Raw genomic sequence first — 20,938 nt, 5'->3', positions numbered from 1 at the left:
TCCCGGTCAGCCCGCGATCGCCTGCAGGTACGCGCGTGGTGGACCGAACAACTGGGCGGTGCCGTGGGCACGCTTGAAGTACAACTGCGCGTCGTGCTCCCACGTGATGGCGATGCCGCCGTGCAACTGGATCGTTTCCGACGCGACCTGCTCGAAGGCCTCCGAACAGTAGACCTTGGCGGCGTACGCGTCCTGCGGGTCCTGCGACAGTGCAGCGGCATACGACATCGACCGCGCGGTCTCGACGAGCGCGTACATGTCGGCCATGCGGTGCTTGAGTGCCTGGAACGACCCGATCACCCGGCCGAACTGCTTGCGGTTCTTGGTGTACTCGACGGTGAGATCGAGCGCTGCCTGCGCCGCCCCGACCTGCTCGGCCGACACCGCGATCACCGCGACCGACCGCAATCGCTCGACGAGGTCGGAAGGACACGGCACACGGGTACCGGTGACCCCGGAGAACGAGACCTCCGCCAGACTGCGGGTGGGATCCATTGTGGGTACCCGGCGGCGCGTCACCCCCTCCGCGGCGGGGTCCACCTCGAACAACGCGGTCGTGTCGCCGTCGGTGGCCAGCACGAGCAGTGCCGATGCCACGTCTCCACCGAGCACATAGTGAGCGGTGCCCGTCAGGACGTCACCGTCGGCGACGACACCGGGGGTGTCCCAGCCGGATTTCGACGCCCAGCACACGGCCACGATCTCGCCGGCGGCGATTCCGGGCAACAGCCGCCCTGCGGCGTCGGCGTCACCGGACAGCAGCAGCGCCTGCGCGGCGAGAACCGCGGAGCCGAGGAACGGCGTGGGTGCGAGCGTGCGGCCGAGTTCTTCGAGGACCACGTGGGTTTCGGCGAGAGACGCGCCGACACCGTCGTATTCTTCCGGGATCGCAAGCGCGGCCACGCCCACCTGCTCGACGAGCCGTGTCCACAGGTCGGCGTCGTACCCGTCGGGCGAGGCGATCGCTTTGCGCACCGCGGCGGAGTCGGAGTGCTTGGCGAGCAGCATCCGCACCGACTCGCGCAGTGCAGCGCGGTCTTCGGATTCGAACGTCACGACGCCACCTCGGCCTTCTCCAGCGCGTCGACGATCCGCGCCCGGTGTGCGTCCGGCGTGCCCCAGGCGGTGACGAGGGCACGGACCTTGGTGATCCACAACGACAGGTCGTATTCCTGGGTGTAGCCGATCGCGCCGTGCACTTGCAGTGCGGTGCGAGCGGCCCGGTACGCGGCGTCCCCGCAGGCCACCTTGGCGGCCGAGACGTCGCGCGACGCGGTCGGAAGCCCGTCGCGCATCGCGAGTGCGGCGCCGTGCAGGAGAGGGCGGGCCATCTCCAGACCCACGGCCACCTCGGCGAGGTGGTGCTTGATCGCCTGGAAGGAGCCGATCGCCCGTCCGAACTGCTTGCGCTGCTGCGCGTATTCGACGGTCGTCTCGAGCAACGTCCGGCCGAGACCCTGCAACTGAGCGGCCGACGCGAGTACGCCGATGTCGAACGCCGCGGCCGTATCGGTCGTGCCGAGCGTCTCGGACGGCGAGACTTCGGACAGGCGGCGTGACCGATCGACCGACTCGCGCGCAGGTCCGGCAGTGCCCACCGACACGGTTCCGTCGGCGACGTGCAGCACCAGGGCCGCGACGTCGGTGTCCACCGCATAGGGGACATGCGGTGCGAAAGCGACGGTGGCGAGCGACCCGCCGGCGAGCGCGGCGAGTTTCTCGGGTGCCACGGCGGAGAGCAACGCCGGCGCCACCGCGACGGTCTCGACGACCGGTCCGGGAACGGCGTGGCGGCCCAGTTGCTCGAGGGCAACGACGAGGTCGACCGCGTCGGCACCGAGACCGTCGTGCTCCTCGGGGACGAGCAACCCGTTGACGCCGGTGTCGGCGAGCCGCTGCCACACTGCGAGACCGGCGGTGGTGTCGCCGGTGTTCCAGGCCCGGATCACCGCGGGCATATCCGACTTGGTGAGCAGGGCGTCGATGCTGGACGCGAAGTCTTCGTGCGACTCGTCGAGTGCGAATCTCATCGGTCACCCCTCGGAAGGCCGAGCAGCCGCTCGGCGATGACGTTCTTCTGGATTTCGTTGGTGCCGGCGTAGATCGGGCCCGACAGTGAGAACAGGTAACCGTCGGTCCAGCCGTCGACGAGTTCGGCGTCCGGTCCCTGCAGGCCGAGAGCGGTCTCGTGGGTCGCGATGTCCCACTCGGACCAGAACACCTTGTTGATCGACGATTCCGCGCCCAGCTGGCCACCACTCTGCAGACGGGTGACCGTTGCCCACGTGGACAGCTCGTAGGCACGTGCGCCGATCCACGCGTCGGCCACGCGGTTGCGTGTCGCCGTATCGCCGTGCAGGTCGGAGTCGCGGTAGCTGCGCAGCAGGCGGTCGGTGGCCGCGAGGAACCGGCCAGGGGAGCGCAGCGACAGCCCGCGCTCGTTGGACGCGGTGCTCATCGCAACCCGCCAGCCCTCGTTGACCGCGCCGATCACTCCGGACTCGCCGGGGTTCGCCGGATCGTCGGGCACGAAGACGTTCTCGAGGAAGATCTCCGCGAACCCCGGCTCACCGTCGAGCTGGGGAATGGGCCTGACGGTGACGCCCTCGGCCCGCAGATCGAACATGTAGTACGTGATGCCCTTGTGTCGCTGCGCATCCGGGTCGGACCGGAAGAGACCGAAACCCATGTCCGCGTACGAGGCACGCGAGCTCCAGGTCTTCTGGCCGTTGAGCAGCCAGCCGCCGTCGACCCGAGTCGCGGTGGAGCGCAACGACGCGAGGTCGCTGCCCGACTCGGGTTCGGACCAGGCCTGGGCCCAGATGTCGTCGGCGCGTGCCATGCGCGGCATGATCCGTGCGAGCTGGTCGGGGTGCGCGTGTTCGAAAAGCGTGGGGGCGAGCAGGAAGATGCCGTTCTGGCTCACGCGCCCGGGCGCACCGGCACGGTAGTACTCCTCTTCGAACACGACCCACTGCTGCAAATTCGCATCGCGGCCACCGAGTTCGGCCGGCCAGGACACGACCGACATCCGCGCATCGGCGAGTTGCTGCTCCCACCGGCGGTGTTCTTCGAAACCTTCCGCGGTGTCCATGGACTTCAGCGGAGTCTGCGGCACGTTCTCTTTCAGGAACGCGCGCACCTCGTCGCGGAACGCGAGGGTGTCGTCGTCGAGTTCGAGGTCCACTACTTCCCTTCCTGGGTGGGCCGCGCGCTCGCGGCCATCGACTTGGCGTTCATGCCACCGAGCGAGTCGGCGCCCACTTCGGCGTTGTGCGCGTGCGCGAAGTGGTGCAGGCCGAAGACGGAATCCATGCCGTTGCGCATCCCCATCTGGTCTTCGCACTGGTTCACGGCGCGCTTGGTCAGCGCCAGGCCGAAGCGCGGCATCTCGGCGATACGCGAGGCGAGAGAGAGGGTTTCGGATTCGAGTTCTTCACGCGGAACGACCCGGCTGACCATGCCCACCTCGTAGGCGCGCTGCGCGCTGAAGCGATCACCGGTGTAGAGGATCTCCTTCGCGAACCGCGTTCCCAGAATCCACGGATGCGCGAAGTACTCGACGCCCGGGATACCCATGCGCACCACGGGATCGGAGAAGAACGCGTCCTCCGAGGCGACGATCAGATCGCACACCCACGCGAGCATGAGGCCGCCGGCGATGCACGCTCCCTGCACCGACGCGATGGTCGGCTTCGGGATCTCACGCCAACGGCGGCACATCCCGAGATACACCTCCATCTCGCGGGCGTAACGCTGGTCGCCGCCGGCCTTGTCCACGTGGTCCCACCACATGACGGCCTTGTTGTCGTAGTGCACGTGGTGGTCGCGGCCCGGGGTGCCGAGATCGTGGCCGGCGGAGAAGTGCTTACCGTTGCCGGCCAGCACGATCACCTTCACCTCGTCGTCTTCGACAGCCCGCTCGAATGCGGCGTCCAAGGCGTAGGTCATGACCGAGTTCTGCGCGTTGCGGTAGTCGGGACGGTTGAGAGTGACGATCGCGACGCCGTCGCGCACCTCGTAGGTGACGACGTCGGGTTCGAACGGGACGGTCATGACTTCTCCTCACGCAGAACGTTTTTCAGTACCTTGCCGGACGGGTTTCGGGGCAGTGCGTCCACGAACCGGACCGACCGCGGAACCTTGAAGTTGGCGAGTTTCTCTTTGGCATACGCGATGATGTCGTCCTCTGTGGGCTGCTGCCCGTCCAGTGGGACGACGAACGCCCGCCCGACCTCGCCCATGCGCGGGTCGGGCACCCCGATGACCGCCACCTCGTGTACCCCGGGAACACGGAGCAACGCGGCTTCGACTTCGGCCGGGTACACGTTGAACCCGCCGCTGATGTACATGTCCTTGAGCCGGTCGGTGATGTCGAGGTAACCGCGCTCGTCGAGCACGCCGACATCGCCCGTGTGCAGCCAGCCGTCCGGGTCGATGGTGGCGGCGGTCGCCTCGGGATCGTCGAGGTATCCGAGCATCACGTTGGGTCCGCGGAGCAGGATCTCGTCCTTCTCACCGATGCGTACCTCGAAGCCGGCGGTGGCGCGGCCCGAGGAGGTGGACACGGTCACCGGATCGTCGTCGACCCGGCACATCGTGGCGACCACGGCTTCGGTCTGCCCGTACGCGGTGAGTACCGCGTCGAAGCTCAGTTCCCGCTGCATCCGCTCGACCAGGGAGACGGGCACCGGCGCGGCTCCCGTGATGGCGATGCGGAGCGTCGACATGTCGTACTCGTCGCGCCGGGGGTGATCGAGAATCGACTGGTAGATCGTGGGTGCTCCGGGAAGCACGCTGATGTTCTCCCGTGACACGATCTCCATGACCTTCTCGGTGTCGAACACCGCCATGGGGATCACCGTCGCACCCTCGAGCAGTGCCGCCATGAAGCCGGCCTTGTAGCCGAAGCTGTGGAAGAACGGGTTGATGATCAGATAGTTGTCGTCGGGAGACAGTTCGGCGCAGTCACCCCAGGCGTCGGCGACACCGATGGTCTGGCGATGCGCGCTCAGTACGCCTTTACTGCGGCCGGTGGTGCCGGAAGTGAAAAGGATGTCGGCCACATCGTCGGGTTGCACGGCGTTCGCGCGAGCGTCGGCCTCGGTGCGCAGATCCTCGGTCGCGGTTGCCAGGAAGTCGTCCCACTCGAATACGTCGTCGCGGGGAGCGTCGTTCCCGCCCAGCGGGACCCGCACGACGGTCGGAAGGACGAGTTCGGGTGCAGCGTTGCGCAACTGGGTGAAACGGTCGCTGCCGAGGAATTCCCCGGCCACGACGAGGGCTGCGGCGTGCACTCGCTCGACGATGTCGGCGGCTTCGCTGCCCGTGTAGCGGGTGTTGACGGGGACGACGACTCCGCCCGCCCAGTGCACGCCCAAAGCGGCGATCTCCCAGTGGAAAGTGTTGGGGGACCAGATGGCGGCGCGGTCACCGGGCCGGAATCCGCGGGCCACGAGTGCGGCAGCGAAGTCCCGTACACGGTCGTGCAATTCAGAGAAGGTCAGACGGGTATCGCCGTCGACGACGGCGAGTCCGTTCGCGTGGTCGCCGACGGCACGGATGAGGGCGGCCGGCGTGGTTCCGGGTGTTGTGTTCACGTAGCTCCCTACCTAGCAATTGCTTGGTAGGTTATCGTACAGACGTGCACGAGAGCGAGAGCCTGGACAATGCGGAGTTCGCGGCCACCGTACGACAGTGGCTCGAAGAGAATCTGACCGGCGAGTTCGCCGGGCTCAGAGGCAAAGGCGGACCCGGTAGCGAACACGAATTCTTCGAACAACGACTCGCGTGGGATCGCCACCTCGCGGCGTCGGGCTGGACCTGCATCGGCTGGCCCACCGAATACGGCGGGCGGGGCGCGACGATGGAACAGCGCGTCATCTTCCACGAGGAATACGCGAAAGCCGACGCCCCCGCGCGCGTCAACCACCTCGGCGAGGAGCTGCTAGGCCCCACCCTCATCGCATTCGGAACCGAGGAACAGAAGCAGCGCTTCCTTCCCGGAATCCGCAACGTCACCGAGTTGTGGGCGCAGGGTTATTCCGAACCCGGCGCCGGCTCCGATTTGGCGAACGTCTCCACCACCGCCCGTCTCGACGGCGACAAGTGGGTCATCAACGGGCAGAAGGTGTGGACTTCCCTCGCGCACGTCGCGCAGTGGGCTTTCGTCGTCGCCCGCACCGAACCGGGATCGTCCCGGCACCACGGCCTGAGCTTCCTGCTCGTACCGCTCGACCAGCCCGGCGTGACGGTGCGTCCCATTCAGCAACTCACCGGCACGTCCGAATTCAACGAAGTCTTCTTCGACGACGCCGTGACCGACGCAGACCTCGTGGTGGGCACACCCGGCGACGGCTGGAAGGTCGCCATGGGCCTGCTGACCTTCGAGCGTGGTGTCTCGACCCTCGGCCAGCAGATCGGGTTCGCGCGCGAACTCCGGACCATCACCGATGTCGCCGCGGCGAACGGCGCGCTCGACGATCCTGCCGTCCGCGAGAAGATCGCCCGTGCCCGCATCGGACTACGGGTGATGCGGGCGCACGCGGTGCGTACCCTGGACGACGCAGATCCGGGACAGGCATCCGTCGCGAAGCTGTTCTGGGCCAACTGGCACCGCGACCTGGGCGCACTGGCGATGGACGTGGAAGGTGCGGCCTCGCTGGTGGGTCCCGACCACGACCACGCCGGCACGCCGTCCGTCCTCACGGACCCCGAACACCTCGAACTCGCGGAGTGGCAGCGACTGTTCCTGTTCACCCGCGCCGACACCATCTACGGCGGATCCAACGAGATCCAGCGCAACATCATCGCCGAGCGCGTGCTCGGCCTTCCCCGGGAGGCACGTCCGTGACCACTTCGCCCAGCGCCATTTCACCCCTGGCCACCGCGCCCGTCGAAACACCGGGCCACGGTCTGCTGACGGGGAAGAAGGTCGTCGTCACCGCCGCCGCGGGAACCGGAATCGGGTTCTCCTCGGCGCGGCGCGCACTGCTCGAGGGCGCCGACGTGCTGGTCTCCGACTTCCACGAGCGTCGTCTCGGTGAGGCCGCCGACAAGCTCGCGGCGGAGTTTCCCGAGCAGCAGGTCGCGTCGATCGTGTGCGACGTCTCGTCCACCGAACAGGTCGATGCCCTGATCTCCGGTGCCGCCGAACAACTCGGCCGCATCGACGTGCTCATCAACAACGCGGGTCTCGGCGGGGAAACCCCGATCGTAGACATGACCGACGACCAGTGGGACCGCGTCCTCGACATCACCCTCACCAGCACCTTCCGCGCGACCCGCGCGGCGCTGCGCTACTTCCGCTCGGTCGATCACGGCGGCGTGCTCGTCAACAACGCGTCGGTGCTCGGCTGGCGTGCCCAGCACTCGCAGGCGCATTACGCCGCGGCGAAGGCCGGCGTCATGGCGCTCACCCGATGCTCGGCGATCGAGGCCGCGGAGTACGGAGTGCGGATCAACGCGGTCGCCCCGTCCATCGCCCGGCACGCCTTCCTCGCGAAGGTCACCAGCGAGGAACTGCTCGACCAGCTTGCCGCGGGCGAAGCCTTCGGCCGGGCCGCGGAGGTGTGGGAAGTCGCAGCCACCATCGCGATGCTCGCGAGCGACTACACCACATACCTGACCGGCGAGGTCGTCTCCGTCTCCTCGCAGCGCGCCTGATGCGCCCGCGCGCGGCTCCCCGCAACCGGGACCGCGCGCGGCAGCTTGAAAGGATGTCTCCATGACTCCATCTCGCGACGACAGCAACGGTAAGTCGGGACGCCGCGCCGAACTGCTCGCCATTGCTGCCGATCTCTTCGCTTCGCGGGGCGTCCGCGCGACCACCGTGCGCGACATCGCCGACGCGGCCGGGATTCTCTCGGGAAGCCTCTACCACCATTTCGATTCGAAGGAATCGATGGTCGACGAGATCCTGCGCGGATTCCTCGACGACCTGTTCGACCGGTATCACAAGATCGTCGCGTCGGGGCTCGACTCCCGTGCGACGCTCGAGGCCCTGGTGACCACCTCGTACGAGTCGATCGACAGGTCGCATTCGGCGGTGGCGATCTACCAGGACGAGGCCAAGCACCTCGAGGGCGAACGCTTCGCGTACATCGCCGAACGGAACACCGAATTCCGGGAGTTGTGGATAGGTGTCCTCGAGCGTGGCGTGGCCGACGGTACGTTCCGGCCGCATCTCGATGTCGAACTCGTCTTCCGGTTCGTCCGCGACACCGTGTGGGTCGCGGTGCGCTGGTATCGCCCCGGCGGCGCCCTCACCGTAGAACAAGTTGCGCAGCAATACCTTTCCATCGTTCTCGACGGACTGTCGAACCCGGATCTGCATAAGGAGCAATCATGACCGAGGCCTACATCGTCGACGCGGTGCGCACACCGATCGGCAAGAAGAAGGGCGGACTGTCCGGCGTGCACCCGGCCGATCTCGGCGCGCACGTCATCAAGGCCGTCGTCGAGCGCACCGGAATCGACCCGGGCGACGTGGACGACGTGGTGTTCGGCTGCGTCGACGCCATCGGCGGTCAGGCCGGCAACATCGCCCGCACCGCCTGGCTCGCTGCCGGGTACCCGCAGCACGTGCCCGGGGTGACCGTCGACCGCCAGTGCGGGTCGAGCCAGCAGGCGCTGCACTTCGGCGCTCAGGCGATCATGAGCAATACCGCCGACCTCATCATTGCGGGCGGCGTGCAGAACATGTCGCAGATCCCGATCTCGTCGGCGATGACGGCCGGGCAGCAGTACGGCTTCGACACGCCCTTCGGCGGGTCCACGGGCTGGACAGAGCGCTACGGCAGCGACGAGGTGTCCCAGTTCAAGGGCGCCGAGATGATCGCCGACAAGTGGGACATCAGCCGCGAGGAACTCGAGCAGTGGGCACTGCAGAGCCACGAGCGCGCCAAGGCCGCCATCGCGGCAGGCCGCTTCGACAACGAGACCGTGCCGCTCGGTGACGCGACCGTCGACGAGGGGCCGCGCGAGACCAGCCTCGAGAAGATGGCATCGTTGCAGCCGCTCGTCGAAGGCGGACGGATCACGGCGGCTGTTGCGAGCCAGATCTCCGACGGTGCCTCCGCTGTCCTCCTGGCGTCGGACGAGGCCGTGAAGAAGTACGGCCTGAAGCCCCGTGCCCGGATCCACCACCTCAGCGCCCGCGGCGACGACCCGATCTTCATGCTGACCGCCCCGATCCCGGCGACGCAGTACGCCCTCGAGAAGACCGGCCTGACGATCGACGACATCGACCTGATCGAGATCAACGAGGCGTTCGCACCGGTGGTGCTGGCCTGGATCAAGGAGATCGGCGCCGATCCGGCGAAGGTCAACGTCAACGGCGGCGCGATCGCGCTCGGTCATCCCCTCGGCGCGACCGGCACCAAGTTGATGTCGACGCTCCTGAACGAACTCGAGCGCACCGGCGGTCGTTACGGCCTGCTCACCATCTGTGAAGGCGGCGGCACTGCCAACGTGACGATCATCGAGCGTCTCGACTCCTGACGTCCTCGGTGTCCGCCCCGGTTGCCGGCCGGGGCGGACACCGCGCGCGTGTTACCGACGCGACGGTTCGGTGATGCGCTGCCGGTATACGTCCGTATCGTGCTAGGCGCTGTCGGAACGGTGGTTCGGGACTACCCTTCGGGATATGTGCCGGAACATCACAGAGCTGCGCGGACTCGAGCCGGCAGCGACCGCCGAGGAAATCGAGGCGGCCGCCCGGCAGTACGTCCGTAAGGTCACCGGAATCCAGTCCTTGTCCGACGCGACCCGGGAGCCGTTCGACCAGGCTGTCGCCGAGGTAGCCGCGACGACCACCAGGCTGCTGGCGTCGCTGCCCGAACGGAGACAGCCTCCCCGCACCGTTCCGCCGTTGCGGCGTCCCGAGGTCCGGGCGCGGATGGCGGCGCGCGGCTGACGCTGTAGAGCCCCGCAGCAGTACGCACCCGAACCTCTGCATTCGGACCATTTTCCCGGTTCTCACCGGCTTCGCGCGAGTAGCGTGACGCAGGCCAGCATCGTGCGCGACGACGCGGACCACCGTGGCGTCGCGCACGGTCCCGCGCCGACCCGGTGAGGAGCCGAAATGGCCGTCGAGCAGTCGCCGCACAGCCGCGAGTACGTCGAATATCTCCGTACGGACCCGGATCTGCCGCCGGTCGGCGTCGTCGATCGAACTCCGATGTCGCTGACCGCGCGCATCGTGTTCGTCCTCTTGGCGGTCGCCGGTGCCGTCGCCTGGGCCGTGATCGCGCTGGTGCGCGGCGAGGACGTCAACGCCGTGTGGTTCGTCATCGCGGCGGTCTGTACCTATCTGATCGCGTACAGGTTCTATGCCAAGTTCATCGAGCGAAAGATCGTGCAACCGCGCGACGATCGTGCCACTCCTGCCGAGGTGCTCGAGAACGGCAAGGACTACATGCCGACCGACCGGCGGGTGTTGTTCGGTCATCATTTCGCCGCGATCGCAGGCGCGGGACCGCTCGTCGGTCCGGTTCTCGCCGCGCAGATGGGTTATCTGCCCGGCACGATCTGGATCGTCGTCGGAGTGGTCTTCGCCGGAGCGGTCCAGGACTTCCTCGTGTTGTGGATCTCGACGCGGCGCCGTGGGCGCAGCCTGGGACAGATGGCGCGCGAAGAACTCGGCGTTGTCGGCGGAACCGCCGCCCTGATCGCGGTTTTCGTCATCATGGTCATTCTCATCGCGGTACTCGCACTCGTCGTGGTCAATGCCCTGGCCGAGAGCCCGTGGGGGCTGTTCTCCATCGCGATGACCATCCCGATCGCCCTGTTCATGGGCGTGTACCTGCGGTTCCTGCGACCCGGCAAAGTCGCGGAGGTCTCGCTCATCGGAGTGGCCCTGTTGCTGCTGGCGATCATCTCCGGTGGGTGGGTCGCCGAAACGAACTGGGGCACGGAATGGTTCACCCTTTCTCCGGTCACCATCGCATGGCTGATGATCGCCTACGGGTTCGCGGCGTCGGTACTACCGGTCTGGCTGCTGCTCGCGCCGCGCGATTACCTTTCGACGTTCATGAAGGTCGGCACGATTATCCTGCTCGCCGTGGGCATCCTCGTCGCCCGTCCCGTGATCGAGATGCCGGCCGTCTCGTCGTTCGCGGTCGCCGGGAACGGACCCGCGTTCGCAGGTTCGCTGTTCCCGTTCTTGTTCATCACCATCGCGTGCGGCGCACTGTCCGGTTTCCACGCCCTGATCTCGTCGGGCACCACCCCGAAGATGCTCGAGAAAGAGAAGCAGATCCGGCTGATCGGATACGGCGGAATGCTCACCGAGTCGTTCGTCGCGATCATGGCGCTGGTCACGGCCTGCATCATCGATCAGCACCTGTACTTCGCGCTCAATGCCCCCGCAGTGCTCACCGGAGGCACCCCGGAGACCGCGGCGACCTACGTCAACGGACTCGGCCTGTCGTCGCCGGATATCACTCCCGAGCAGATCGCCGGGGCCGCGGCAGCGGTCGGGGAGGAATCGATCATCTCCCGCACAGGTGGTGCGCCGACGCTCGCGTTCGGTATGTCCCAGGTGCTCAGCGACCTGTTCGGTGGCGACGCTCTCAAGTCGTTCTGGTACCACTTCGCGATCATGTTCGAAGCGCTGTTCATTCTCACCACCGTGGATGCGGGAACCCGCGTCGCCCGCTTCATGCTCTCGGACTCGCTCGGCAACTTCGGTGGTCCGGCCCGCCGCTTCAAGGATCCGTCCTGGCGGCCCGGCGCATGGTTCTGCTCGCTGGTCGTGGTCGCCGCGTGGGGCGCGATCCTGCTGATGGGCGTGACCGATCCGCTCGGCGGCATCAACACCCTCTTCCCGCTGTTCGGCATCGCCAACCAGTTGCTCGCGGCGATCGCGCTGACCGTCGTTCTCACCATCGTGGTGAAGAAGGGAATGACGAAGTGGGCGTGGATTCCCGGTGTACCGCTGGTGTGGGACCTGATCGTGACGATGACCGCGTCCTGGCAGAAGATCTTCTCCTCGGACCGGGCGGTGGGGTACTGGGCACAGCACCGCGCCTTCGTCGACGCAAAGAACTCGGGCGCGACCGCGTTCGGGTCGGCGGACAGCCTCGACGAGATCGACGCGGTCATCCGGAACACGTTCATCCAGGGCACGTTGTCGATCGTGTTCGCGGGACTCGTGCTCGTCGTGGTAGCGGCGGGTCTCGTCGTGTGCGTCAAGGCCGTACGTGCGGGTGGGCTTCCGACGACGGAGTCGCCGGACGTACCGTCCAAGATCTTCGCTCCCGCTGGGTTCGTTCCGACCCCTGCCGAGCGGGAGTTGCAGAAGCAGTGGGACGAACTGATCGCGTCGGGCAAGGTCCGGCCTCCCGGTGCGGCGGTGACTCGGGACGGCCCGTTGCGCCGGCACGCTCACGAGAAGACGGGCACCTCATGACCGCGGTACTGCGCCGAGTGTGGTGGTGGCTCGGAGCGTTGATGGGTGACCACGACTATGCGCGCTACGTGGAACTGCACCGCAGGCTCCACCCGGGATGTCCTGTCCCGAGCGAGCGTCAGTACTGGCGGGAGCGTCACGCGGACGCGGACGCGAACCCCGGCGCGAGGTGCTGCTGACCGCGTTGCCGGTTACTCGTCGTGTTTGCTTCGGCGCAGTTCGTCGTTGATGCGGAGGGCTTCGGTGAGCTGATCCTCCAGGATGATGATCCGGCACGCCGCATCGAGTGCGGTGCCCTGGTCGACGAGTTCCCTCGCGCGGGCGGCGATGCGGAGCTGATATCGCGAATACCGCCGGTGCCCGCCTTCCGACCGCATCGGATTGACCAGGTTCGCGGTGTCGAGACTCCGGAGGAAGGCTTGGGTGACGCCGAGCAGCTCGGCGGCGCGTCCCATGCTGTACGCAGGGAAGTTCTCGTCGTCGAACTTGTCTTCGGCGTCGTTGTTCTGTTTCACGAGGTGTGCGTGTCGCCCTTCGTATACATGGACGGGGACCCCGGCGCCTACGGCGCCGGGGTCCAGGGGTTTACGTTCGTAGATATCTACTTGCACGGGCCAACTGGTCGGTCGGCCTTTCTACCTGTGTCCCGCCTCGGTGGACGGAACCTGATCTCGATAACTGACCGCGCACCACCTCCAAGCCGGGTAATTCCTTATGTCCTGGGGCCGCACCAACTCCGGCCCCGATGGAGTCGGACGCTTCGAGGTTTACCTACTCAACTCACTGCCTCGACGCGCCCTACTCCAAGCCTTTTCGCCTCCTGAGCGGGCAGTTCGTTCTCGCCCTCTTTCGGACTCGCTCTCACTTACAACACATAATCTACAACCGACAAACCGGAATGTCTACAGCGACCAATGCAGATTTCTGTGATCGTCGTCATCCTGAACGGTGGCTGCCCGCTCGGCTCCGGTTGTGCTTGACGAGGGTGAACTGTTGGAGATCGATCAGGCCCCGCCGGAAATTCTCCGCGCAGCCGGTGAGGTATCGCATGTACCGCTGATAGACCTCTTCGGAGGCCAGTTCGACTGCCTTGTCATGGCGCGCTTTCAGTGCGCGCGCCCACAGATCCAGTGTGTGCGCGTAGTGCGGTTGCAGCGATTCGATGTTCTGCACCCAGTAGCCGTGGCGCTGGGCGCCGGTGATGATCATGTCCCGTTCCGGAAGCTGCCCACCGGGAAAAATCTCTCTGAGGATGAACCGCAGGAACAGCGCGTCGTCCCGGTTCACCTCCACATCCATGTCCTCGAGCAACTGCCGCGAGTGGCCGACGATGGTGTGCAGCAGCATCCGGCCGTCCGGGGGCAGCATGCGCGAGGTGCGCTCGAAGAACGCGTCGTAGCGCCGCCGGCGGAAATGCTCGAAAGCACCGATGCTCACGATGCGGTCCACCGGCTCGTCGAAATCCTCCCAGCCCTGTAATCGGACTTCCGCGGAGCGGCGCCCCAGCGCGAGCCCGGAAATCATCTCGGAGACGTGCTCGTACTGGTTGCGGCTCAGGGTCAGGCCGATGACATTGACGTCGTACCGCTCGATCGCCCGCCGCATCGTCGACCCCCATCCGCACCCGATGTCGAGCAGCGTCATGCCCGGCCGGAGGTCGCACTTACCAAGGGAGAGGTCGATCTTCGCCTTCTGGGCATCCTCGAGCGACATGTCGTCGGTCTCGAAGAACGCACAACTGTAGGTGCGCGTCGGGTCCAGGAACAGGTCGAAGAAGTCGTCGGACAGGTCGTAATGGGATTGGACGTTCTCATAGAACGGCGTCAGTTTCGGCATCGAGGCACCCTTCACGGTGGTGGCTGCACACTTCACACCGCGTCGTGGTTGCGCGACCACCCGGGCGGTGCTGACGACTCATTCTCCCAGTTGGGTCAGCCCGCCGTCGGCAGGGTGACGAAACTCGGTGCGGTCGGGTCGAGCTCGAGGTGCTGCGGACGCAGTCCACTCTCTCTTGTCATCGGTCCCAGTGGAAGTGACCGCGGAACGTTCGCGGCATACACATCGATGCGCAGTCGGTGCCCCGGTGCGACCACCGCATCCGTGGGGATGGTGGTGATGTCGAGCGATGTCGGCTCGCCCGGAAAAACGGGCTGTCTCGTCGCCAGAGTGAGGCTCGGGTGTGCCTCGGCATAGTCGCCGTCGGCCGTGAACTCACTCAGGGAATCGTCGATCGCGCGCAGGGAGGCGACCAGCGAACCACTGGAAAGGACCGTGGAGCGCCCGTCCGGGGCAACGTCGTTGACCGACACCGACCAGAATCCGTCCGTGGCGTCGAGGGTGGTGTTGAGGTGCACGTTGATCGGTCCCGACAGCACGATCGGCTCGGTGAGCACATCGGTGGTGAACGTCAGTGCCTCGGCCTCGTGGAACCGGGAGTCCTTGCTGCACGCCGAGCCGAGCAACACCGTGATGCCGGCCGTGCCCTGCGCGCCTTCCCGCGAACAGAACCCGCGCAATCCCGGCGTCACGGTGAGGCGTCGCGCGTCGACCGGGGGAGTGGACACGAGTGTCCCGTCGTGTGCCGCATGCCCCGCACTCCCGCTCGGCGCCGCCGCCAGAAACAGCTTCTGGTGGCGGACTCCGGCGCGGGGAAAGTGCTCGGTGGTGGTCCAGCCGCCGCCCTGCTGCAACAGTGTCACGGGCCCGTACTCTTCGATTCCGTTGTCCATATCCCGGAGCCACCGGTCGAACCACGCGCGCTGCAGTGCAGCGATGTTCGGCGGATGCCCCGGCGTGCCGAAACTCGTACCCGTCACGGCGTGGTACCCGTCGCCCATGACGAGTTGCTTACGGCCGGGTTCGACGGGAATCCGGTTGTAGATGTCGGGTTCGCTGTTCGCGAAGATGTCGTGCCAGTTCCCGAATACGAAAGTAGGCACCGTGATCGACTCGAGGTCCGCCTGCCGATCCTGGTAGAAGGGTCCGTCCTGTGCGACCTCCAGAGCGCCGGGAGACACGTCGTCGACAGTCGGAGCTGTGATGACTTCCAGCAGTTCCGGGATCTTCGTGGCGGGATCGGCGAGCCGATCTCGTAACCACTGCGCGTCGAACCGGCCCTCGATCAGCGCTTGCACATCGGGCAACCACTTGAGCCCGTTGACGAGGCCGAGCCAGGCGGGCATGAAACCGATGCCCAGTGCGCCACCCGTTCCGACGATGTCGCGGAGAAGATCGTTGCCGGGTTCGACCGCGAACACGGCGTCGAGAGCACGGGGCCGAAGCCCCGCAGCCTGGATTTGATTGATCGCCGAGTACGACACGCCCGTCGTCCCCACGCGGCCGTTGGACCACGGTTGCGAAGCCGCCCAGTCGATCACCTCGACGGTGTCCTGTTGTTCGCGAGGACCCAGGATCTGCCACTGACCGGGGGAGAATCCGGTGCCGCGAACGTCGACGACGACCTGGGTGTACCCGTTCTGCACCAGGTCGCGGTTGAGTCCGAACGCCTTACCGAGTTGCGATGCGGGGGCCGCGAGTTCGGTGATCCCGTCGAGCGGGGCACCCAGATTCAAGGTGGTGCCGAGATCCTCGACGACCGGTCCGACGGACGGATCCTCCATGGCCACTGAGGCGAGCGTGGACAGCAATTTTGTGTAGGGCGTGAGGTTGAGTACCACCGGCGTCGGCTCGGCAATGGGCGAGCCGTCGGCATTCGCCGGCCGGAACACATTCGCCCGCAGCACAGTACCGTCGCTGAGCGTGATGGGGACGTCCCAATCGACTGCGGTCCCGGGATAGGCGTCGGGAACGTCCACGCTTGCTTGCCACGCCACCGCATCGGAACCACCGGACGGGTCGGCCACTGCCGGAACGGCCGAGGCCAGCGCGATCGTCGTGATCGCCACCGCGACCGACACCCGGGACATTGCTTTTCGCACGCGGGACCCCCGACCTGCCGTGACAGCTTTTCGGGGCACGGTACCGTGCCGGCGCTCCCCCTTGCCGGGAAACGCCGCAGCACCCGGCCACGTGGTGGCCGGGTGCTGCTGTGCTACGAGGGCGTGATCAGGCTGCGGGTCGTCCCGACTCGCGCAGGGCGCCGAGAGCGTCGATTCGCTCGACCGCCTCGGCGACGATCCGATCGATGAGTTCCTGGCAACTCGGCAGGTCGTCGACCATGCCGACGACCTGGCCGGAGGCGAGGACACCGGCTTCCGTATTACCGTCGACCAGACCGGCTTTCAGAAGCATCGGAGTGTTGGCGGCCATGATGATCTGCTGCCAGGTGCGATCGCTCGCCTTCTTCATCGCGAGACCGTCCCGGACGAGAGTGGACCATTTCATCCCGGTCATGGACTTGAACTTGGTCGCATTGCGTGCCGCCGCGACCAAACCCTTCGCGTAACTGGACCGTTCGAGGCTGTCCACGAGATCGGTGTTGAGCACGCGATGCGGCATGCCGTCCACCTTGAGCGAGACGGTCGTGTCCTGAAGCCCCCGCGCAAGATACTGCTGCTTGACGGAGTCCGGTACCGCGCTGTCGCTCGTGAGGAGGAACCGGGTGCCCATCGCGACGCCGGCGGCGCCGTACGAGAGGGCAGCGGCGAGCCCGCGTCCGTCGAAGAAACCGCCCGCGGCGATCACCGGGATGTCGACGGCGTCGAGCACGCTCGGCAGCAACAGTGTCGTGGCGACCGGGCCGGTGTGCCCACCGCCCTCACCGCCCTGCACGATCACGGCGTCCGCACCCCACGACGCGACCTTCACCGCGTGCTTGGCGGCGCCGATCGACGGGATCACGACGATGCCGTGGTCCTTGAGCTTGGCGATCAGTTCCTTCTTGGGGGCCAGCGCGAACGACGCGACCTTGACGTTCTCCCGGATCAGCAGATCGATGCGCTCTGCCGCATCCGAGGCGTCGGCGCGCATGTTGACGCCGAACGGCTTCTCGGTGAGGGACTTGGTTTTCGCAACCGCGGCCTCGAGTTCGGCGTACGTCATCGTTGCCGAGGCGAGGATGCCGAGGCCGCCCGCGTTCGACGTTGCCGCGGTCAAGCGGGGACCGGACACCCATCCCATGCCCGTCTGGACGATGGGATGTTCGATGCCCACCAGTTCCGTGAGGGGCGTGCGCAGGGTTGTCACAGGGAGACCTCGCGGTCGCGCAGACTCTTCGGGTCGAGGACCTCGCGGATGAGCCGCAGTTCCTCGGCGGTCGGTTCGCGGGTCACGCCGGCCTCGTTCAGCCCGGCAACCTCGAAGGAGGTGTTCTCGGCGACAGTTGCGGCCTCGACACCGGGGTGCAGCGACAGTGCCCGGAACGTGTGGCCCGGGCCGCCGAAGTCGAAGACACCGAGATTGGTGACGACGCGGGGGATGCTCAGGAACCGGTACGCCGGATTCTCGGGATCGATCTTGTCGTATCCGACGCCCGAGACGATGTCGACCTTGTCGGTGAACACCCGAGCGGTGTGCCGGCCGACCCAGTAACTCGTGGCGTGGTTGATGGTGTTGCCCGGGGCGCCGCGCACGCCGAACATCTGGCGGGTGGGGTGCTGGAGCGGACCGAAGGCCGAGAGGTTCTGGTTACCGTGGCGATCGATCTGGTTGGCACCCATGACCACGTGGCGCCGACCGGACGCGACCACGTCGAACACCTTGCGGAACGGCATCCATCCCTCGATCGGGGCCTTGGCGCCGAGCGGCGGAACCTCGGCGAGGATGAGTGCTTCCCCGTCGGTGATCAGCAGGTCGGGCTCGGTGGTGAGCTTGGCGAGCCGGGCGCCGATCTGGGGGAGAGTGGCCATCGGGCTGGCCATGATTTCGCCTGCGCCGGAGAAGATCTCGGCGCACGCGATCGCGCAGTACTCGGCGCGCGTGACGGTCTCGGTGGTGGTCATGCCTGCTCCCCACTCTTGGATTCGGCTGCGAATTTCTGGACGGCGGCCTGGTAGTCGTCCTCGCTGCCCGACAGGAAGCGATCGACGAACTTCTGCCAGGACTCGGGGTCCTTGGCCGACTCGGCGTAATGACGCTGGAACTTCTCGTCGCGCCCGTAACTGTCGCCCGCGAGGGTGAAGTGCGCACCGCCGGGTGCTTCGACAACCCCGTCGACCATCATCCGGTTGAGAACGATGGACTGCAGCGGAACGGATTTGACGAGTTCTTCGGTGTCGACGATCCGCTCGACCGAGACGTAGCGCTTCTCGGCGGCCATGCAGTAGAGGTCGTCGAAGTAGGGATCGACACCCGTGTACGCGGCGTTGCCGTGTGCATCACCGATATTGAGGTGCACCAGCGACGCATCGAGGTTCAGCGCGGGCATCGCGATCAAGGTCTCGGTGCCGTCCGGCCCCGGGTAGGGGGAGGTGACGGTCTTCAGCTCGCCTTCCCAGAATTCGACGACGTCCGAACCGAGTCCGGCGCGGATCGGAAGGAAGGGAAGGCGCGCGGCGGCGGCCTCGAGGCCGCATTTGACCATTCCCTCGTCCATTTCGCGCGCGATGATCTCGCCGCCTGTGCGGGCCTTGGCGAACCACGGGTCGTAGAACGGTGCCGAGTCGAGGGAGACGAAACCGTAGTACGCCTTCTTGACCTTCCCGGCCGAGCACAGCAGGCCGAGGTCCGGGCCGCCGTAGGTCACGACCGTCAGGTCGGTGATGTCCGATCGCAGGATCGCGCGGACCAGTGCCATCGGCTTGCGGCGCGAACCCCAGCCACCGATGCCGATGGTCATTCCGCTGCGCAGCTCGCCGACCACATCGTCGAGCGACATTCTCTTGTCACGCATGGGTTTCGAACTCCTGTGAGAGAGGGGACTTCAGCTGTTGGTCCGGGCTTTTCCGGTGGCGACGAATTCGTCGCGATGCTCGTCGGCGACCCCGGCGAGGTTGAGCTCGAACGTGAAGCCCTGCTCGATGCGGTAGCTGGTCTTGACATCGACGGGGTCGATGCGGTTGATCGCTTCCTTCGCCCGGCGGATGACGCGGGTGTCCTTGGCCGCGATCATCTCGGCGACCTCGCGTGCGGCCCCGTCCAGTTCGTCACGCGGGACGACCTTGTAGACGGAACCGAAGTGCTCGAGTTGCTGGGCAGTCACGTTCTGTGCCGTGTAGTAGAGCGTGCGCATGAGGTGCTGCGGCACGAGACGCGCGAGGTGCGTCGCCGCTCCGAGTGCACCCCGGTCCACCTCGGGGAGGCCGAAGACCGCGTCGTCGGACGCGAGGATGACATCGGCGTTTCCGACGAGGCCGACGCCGCCGCCGACGCAGAAGCCGTTCACGGCGACGATCACGGGAACCTCGCAGTCGTAGACCGCTGCGAAGGCCGCGGCACAACCGTGGTTGGCGGCGATGAGGGCCTCGTAACCCTCGGTGGCCTGCATTTCCTTGATGTCGACGCCCGCGTTGAAGCCTCGGCCCTCGGCTCGGAGGATCACGACGTGCGTCTTCGGGTCCTTACCGGCGGTGAGGACCGCGTCGGCCAGGTCGAACCACGCCTGCGAGGGGAGGGCGTTCACAGGGGGGAAGTCGACGGTGACCGTGGTGATACCGGCGCTGTCGGAGGTCGAGGTGATGCCCATGGCATGTTCCTAACGTCTGTACCAAACCAAGCGATTGCTTGGTAAGTTAGCACACGAACCCTGTGGGGCACAGGAGCCCGGAACGCTCGCCCGCGCCACAGCTCTCTCGCCGAAACGCGATTTCCTCGAAATCTGAGGGCGTACTACGTTCGGCCCCAACCTGTTACATAACGAATACGAGGAGAGAAGATGACCGAAGCAGTAATCGTGTCGGCCGTGAGATCGCCCATCGGGCGCGCGCGCAAGGGTTCGCTCGCGTCGATCCGCCCCGACGATCTGGCGACACAGATGGTCGCCGCGGCACTCGCGAAGATTCCGGACCTGGATCCGGCGGAGATCGACGACCTGATGGTCGGCTGTGGCCAGCCCGCCGGCCAGTCCGGCTTCAACATCGCCCGCGTGGTCGCCGTGCAGCTCGGCTACGACTTCCTTCCCGGCGTGACCGTCAACCGGTACTGCTCGTCGTCGCTGCAGACCACCCGCATGGCGCTGCACGCGATCAAGGCCGGCGAGGGCGACGTGTTCATCTCCGCCGGTGTCGAGTCGGTGTCGAGCTTCGTAACCGGCAATGCCGACGGCCTGCCCGACACCAAGAACCCGCTGTTCGACGACGCGCAGGCGCGCAGTGCCACGCTGGCCGAGGGTGGCGTCGCCTGGACGGACCCGCGCAAGGACGGTCTGCTCCCGGACGTGTACCTGGGGATGGGCCAGACCGCCGAGAACGTCGCGTCCTACACGGGGATTTCCCGCGAAGACCAGGACCGGTGGGGCGTCCGCTCGCACAACCGGGCCGAGGAAGCCATCAAGTCGGGGTTCTTCGCAAAGGAGATCACGCCCGTCACGCTGGCCGACGGCACGGTCGTCTCCACCGACGACGGCCCGCGCGCCGGCACCACGTACGAGAAGGTCAGCCAGCTCGAGCCGGTGTTCCGTCCGGACGGCAC

19 protein-coding genes and 1 pseudogene are annotated in these 20,938 nt (G+C 66.6%); 8 read left to right on the top strand and 12 right to left on the bottom strand.

All coding sequences use genetic code 11. From position 1 onward, the window contains the following. Nucleotides 1–6: 6 nt before the first annotated feature. Genes HF886_RS20500 through HF886_RS20480 form a run of 5 tightly spaced genes read right to left on the bottom strand, consistent with a single transcriptional unit; the run spans nt 7 to nt 5,600 of the window. On the bottom strand, nt 7–1,056 hold the full coding sequence (locus HF886_RS20500; RefSeq protein ID WP_169653329.1) for an acyl-CoA dehydrogenase family protein: 1,050 nt from the start codon (nt 1,054–1,056) through the stop codon (nt 7–9). Beyond that, a complete protein-coding gene (locus HF886_RS20495) occupies nt 1,053–2,030 on the bottom strand; it encodes an acyl-CoA dehydrogenase family protein (protein ID WP_169623080.1) in 978 nt (325 codons plus the stop codon). The genes HF886_RS20500 and HF886_RS20495 overlap by 4 nt, the downstream gene beginning before the upstream one ends. Further along, nucleotides 2,027–3,187: an acyl-CoA dehydrogenase family protein gene (locus HF886_RS20490; protein WP_169623081.1), complete on the bottom strand. Its 1,161-nt coding sequence runs from the start codon at nt 3,185–3,187 to the stop codon at nt 2,027–2,029. The genes HF886_RS20495 and HF886_RS20490 overlap by 4 nt, the downstream gene beginning before the upstream one ends. Further along, the gene (locus HF886_RS20485) at nt 3,187–4,056 is read right to left on the bottom strand and encodes an enoyl-CoA hydratase (protein WP_169623082.1); all 870 of its coding nucleotides are present in this window, start codon (nt 4,054–4,056) and stop codon (nt 3,187–3,189) included. The genes HF886_RS20490 and HF886_RS20485 overlap by 1 nt, the downstream gene beginning before the upstream one ends. Beyond that, complete coding sequence (locus HF886_RS20480) at nt 4,053–5,600, bottom strand: FadD3 family acyl-CoA ligase (protein ID WP_169623083.1); 1,548 nt, start codon at nt 5,598–5,600, stop codon at nt 4,053–4,055. Before HF886_RS20480 ends, HF886_RS20485 begins: the two co-directional genes overlap by 4 nt. Nucleotides 5,601–5,644: 44 nt before the next feature. Here HF886_RS20480 and HF886_RS20475 point away from each other — a divergent pair, with 44 nt between their 5' ends. From HF886_RS20475 to HF886_RS20445, 7 genes are all read left to right on the top strand, one after another. Next, complete coding sequence (locus tag HF886_RS20475) at nt 5,645–6,853, top strand: acyl-CoA dehydrogenase family protein (protein WP_169623084.1); 1,209 nt, start codon at nt 5,645–5,647, stop codon at nt 6,851–6,853. Then, complete coding sequence (locus HF886_RS20470) at nt 6,850–7,665, top strand: SDR family oxidoreductase (RefSeq protein ID WP_169653328.1); 816 nt, start codon at nt 6,850–6,852, stop codon at nt 7,663–7,665. The genes HF886_RS20475 and HF886_RS20470 overlap by 4 nt, the downstream gene beginning before the upstream one ends. Before the next feature lie 61 nt (nt 7,666–7,726). Next, entirely contained in the window at nt 7,727–8,350 is a 624-nt protein-coding gene (locus HF886_RS20465) for a TetR/AcrR family transcriptional regulator (RefSeq protein WP_169623086.1), read from the top strand. After that, on the top strand, nt 8,347–9,501 hold the full coding sequence (locus tag HF886_RS20460) for an acetyl-CoA C-acetyltransferase (protein ID WP_169653327.1): 1,155 nt from the start codon (nt 8,347–8,349) through the stop codon (nt 9,499–9,501). Before HF886_RS20465 ends, HF886_RS20460 begins: the two co-directional genes overlap by 4 nt. A gap of 145 nt (nt 9,502–9,646) precedes the next feature. Continuing rightward, entirely contained in the window at nt 9,647–9,916 is a 270-nt protein-coding gene (locus HF886_RS20455) for a DUF2277 domain-containing protein (RefSeq protein WP_169653326.1), read from the top strand. Between the two features lie 168 nt (nt 9,917–10,084). Continuing rightward, nucleotides 10,085–12,412 (top strand): carbon starvation CstA family protein, encoded by a 2,328-nt coding sequence (locus tag HF886_RS20450; RefSeq protein ID WP_169653325.1) that lies wholly within the window; start codon nt 10,085–10,087, stop codon nt 12,410–12,412. Further along, a complete protein-coding gene (locus HF886_RS20445; protein WP_169623090.1) occupies nt 12,409–12,591 on the top strand; it encodes a YbdD/YjiX family protein in 183 nt (60 codons plus the stop codon). Before HF886_RS20450 ends, HF886_RS20445 begins: the two co-directional genes overlap by 4 nt. Nucleotides 12,592–12,603: 12 nt before the next feature. Here the strand turns inward: HF886_RS20445 and HF886_RS20440 are convergent, their stop codons facing one another. From HF886_RS20440 to echA20, 7 genes are all read right to left on the bottom strand, one after another. Further along, a complete protein-coding gene (locus HF886_RS20440; protein WP_169623098.1) occupies nt 12,604–12,867 on the bottom strand; it encodes a MerR family transcriptional regulator in 264 nt (87 codons plus the stop codon). Between the two features lie 481 nt (nt 12,868–13,348). Beyond that, nucleotides 13,349–14,248 (bottom strand): cyclopropane mycolic acid synthase family methyltransferase, encoded by a 900-nt coding sequence (locus tag HF886_RS20435; protein WP_169653324.1) that lies wholly within the window; start codon nt 14,246–14,248, stop codon nt 13,349–13,351. A gap of 95 nt (nt 14,249–14,343) precedes the next feature. Then, nucleotides 14,344–16,338 (bottom strand): CocE/NonD family hydrolase, encoded by a 1,995-nt coding sequence (locus HF886_RS20430; protein WP_169653339.1) that lies wholly within the window; start codon nt 16,336–16,338, stop codon nt 14,344–14,346. Between the two features lie 139 nt (nt 16,339–16,477). Then, on the bottom strand, nt 16,478–17,557 hold the full coding sequence (locus HF886_RS20425) for a nitronate monooxygenase (RefSeq protein WP_169623092.1): 1,080 nt from the start codon (nt 17,555–17,557) through the stop codon (nt 16,478–16,480). Beyond that, nucleotides 17,554–18,312 (bottom strand): cholesterol ring-cleaving hydrolase subunit IpdB, encoded by a 759-nt coding sequence (gene ipdB, locus HF886_RS20420; protein ID WP_169653323.1) that lies wholly within the window; start codon nt 18,310–18,312, stop codon nt 17,554–17,556. The genes HF886_RS20425 and ipdB overlap by 4 nt, the downstream gene beginning before the upstream one ends. Next, on the bottom strand, nt 18,309–19,202 hold the full coding sequence (gene ipdA, locus HF886_RS20415) for a cholesterol ring-cleaving hydrolase subunit IpdA (RefSeq protein WP_206037455.1): 894 nt from the start codon (nt 19,200–19,202) through the stop codon (nt 18,309–18,311). Before ipdA ends, ipdB begins: the two co-directional genes overlap by 4 nt. Nucleotides 19,203–19,232: 30 nt before the next feature. Continuing rightward, nucleotides 19,233–19,994, bottom strand: a complete 762-nt coding sequence (gene echA20 / locus HF886_RS20410) for a (7aS)-7a-methyl-1,5-dioxo-2,3,5,6,7,7a-hexahydro-1H-indene-carboxyl-CoA hydrolase (RefSeq protein WP_169623094.1) — start codon at nt 19,992–19,994, stop codon at nt 19,233–19,235. Nucleotides 19,995–20,183: 189 nt separating this feature from the next. On the opposite strand from echA20, the pseudogene HF886_RS20405 reads away from it, so the two are divergent. Beyond that, a pseudogene (locus HF886_RS20405) lies at nt 20,184–20,938 on the top strand (acetyl-CoA C-acyltransferase); the annotation flags it as partial.

Source organism: Rhodococcus sp. 105337 (assembly GCF_012844225.1).
Classification (GTDB): Bacteria; Actinomycetota; Actinomycetes; order Mycobacteriales; family Mycobacteriaceae; genus Rhodococcus.
This window is presented reverse-complemented; position numbering and strand designations above follow the sequence as displayed.

Bases quoted from the DNA above. Each gene is read 5' to 3' on its own strand.
- HF886_RS20435 (WP_169653324.1), bottom strand. From the start codon at position 14,248: ATGCCGAAACTGACGCCGTTCTATGAGAACGTCCAATCCCATTACGAC.
- ipdB (WP_169653323.1), bottom strand. From the start codon at position 18,312: ATGACCACCACCGAGACCGTCACGCGCGCCGAGTACTGCGCGATCGCG.
- HF886_RS20440 (WP_169623098.1), bottom strand. From the start codon at position 12,867: ATGGGACGCGCCGCCGAGCTGCTCGGCGTCACCCAAGCCTTCCTCCGG.
- HF886_RS20495 (WP_169623080.1), bottom strand. From the start codon at position 2,030: ATGAGATTCGCACTCGACGAGTCGCACGAAGACTTCGCGTCCAGCATC.
- HF886_RS20485 (WP_169623082.1), bottom strand. From the start codon at position 4,056: ATGACCGTCCCGTTCGAACCCGACGTCGTCACCTACGAGGTGCGCGAC.
- HF886_RS20450 (WP_169653325.1), top strand. From the start codon at position 10,085: ATGGCCGTCGAGCAGTCGCCGCACAGCCGCGAGTACGTCGAATATCTC.
- HF886_RS20445 (WP_169623090.1), top strand. From the start codon at position 12,409: ATGACCGCGGTACTGCGCCGAGTGTGGTGGTGGCTCGGAGCGTTGATG.
- HF886_RS20465 (WP_169623086.1), top strand. From the start codon at position 7,727: ATGACTCCATCTCGCGACGACAGCAACGGTAAGTCGGGACGCCGCGCC.
- ipdA (WP_206037455.1), bottom strand. From the start codon at position 19,202: ATGCGTGACAAGAGAATGTCGCTCGACGATGTGGTCGGCGAGCTGCGC.
- HF886_RS20460 (WP_169653327.1), top strand. From the start codon at position 8,347: ATGACCGAGGCCTACATCGTCGACGCGGTGCGCACACCGATCGGCAAG.
- echA20 (WP_169623094.1), bottom strand. From the start codon at position 19,994: ATGGGCATCACCTCGACCTCCGACAGCGCCGGTATCACCACGGTCACC.
- HF886_RS20430 (WP_169653339.1), bottom strand. From the start codon at position 16,338: ATGTCCCGGGTGTCGGTCGCGGTGGCGATCACGACGATCGCGCTGGCC.
- HF886_RS20455 (WP_169653326.1), top strand. From the start codon at position 9,647: ATGTGCCGGAACATCACAGAGCTGCGCGGACTCGAGCCGGCAGCGACC.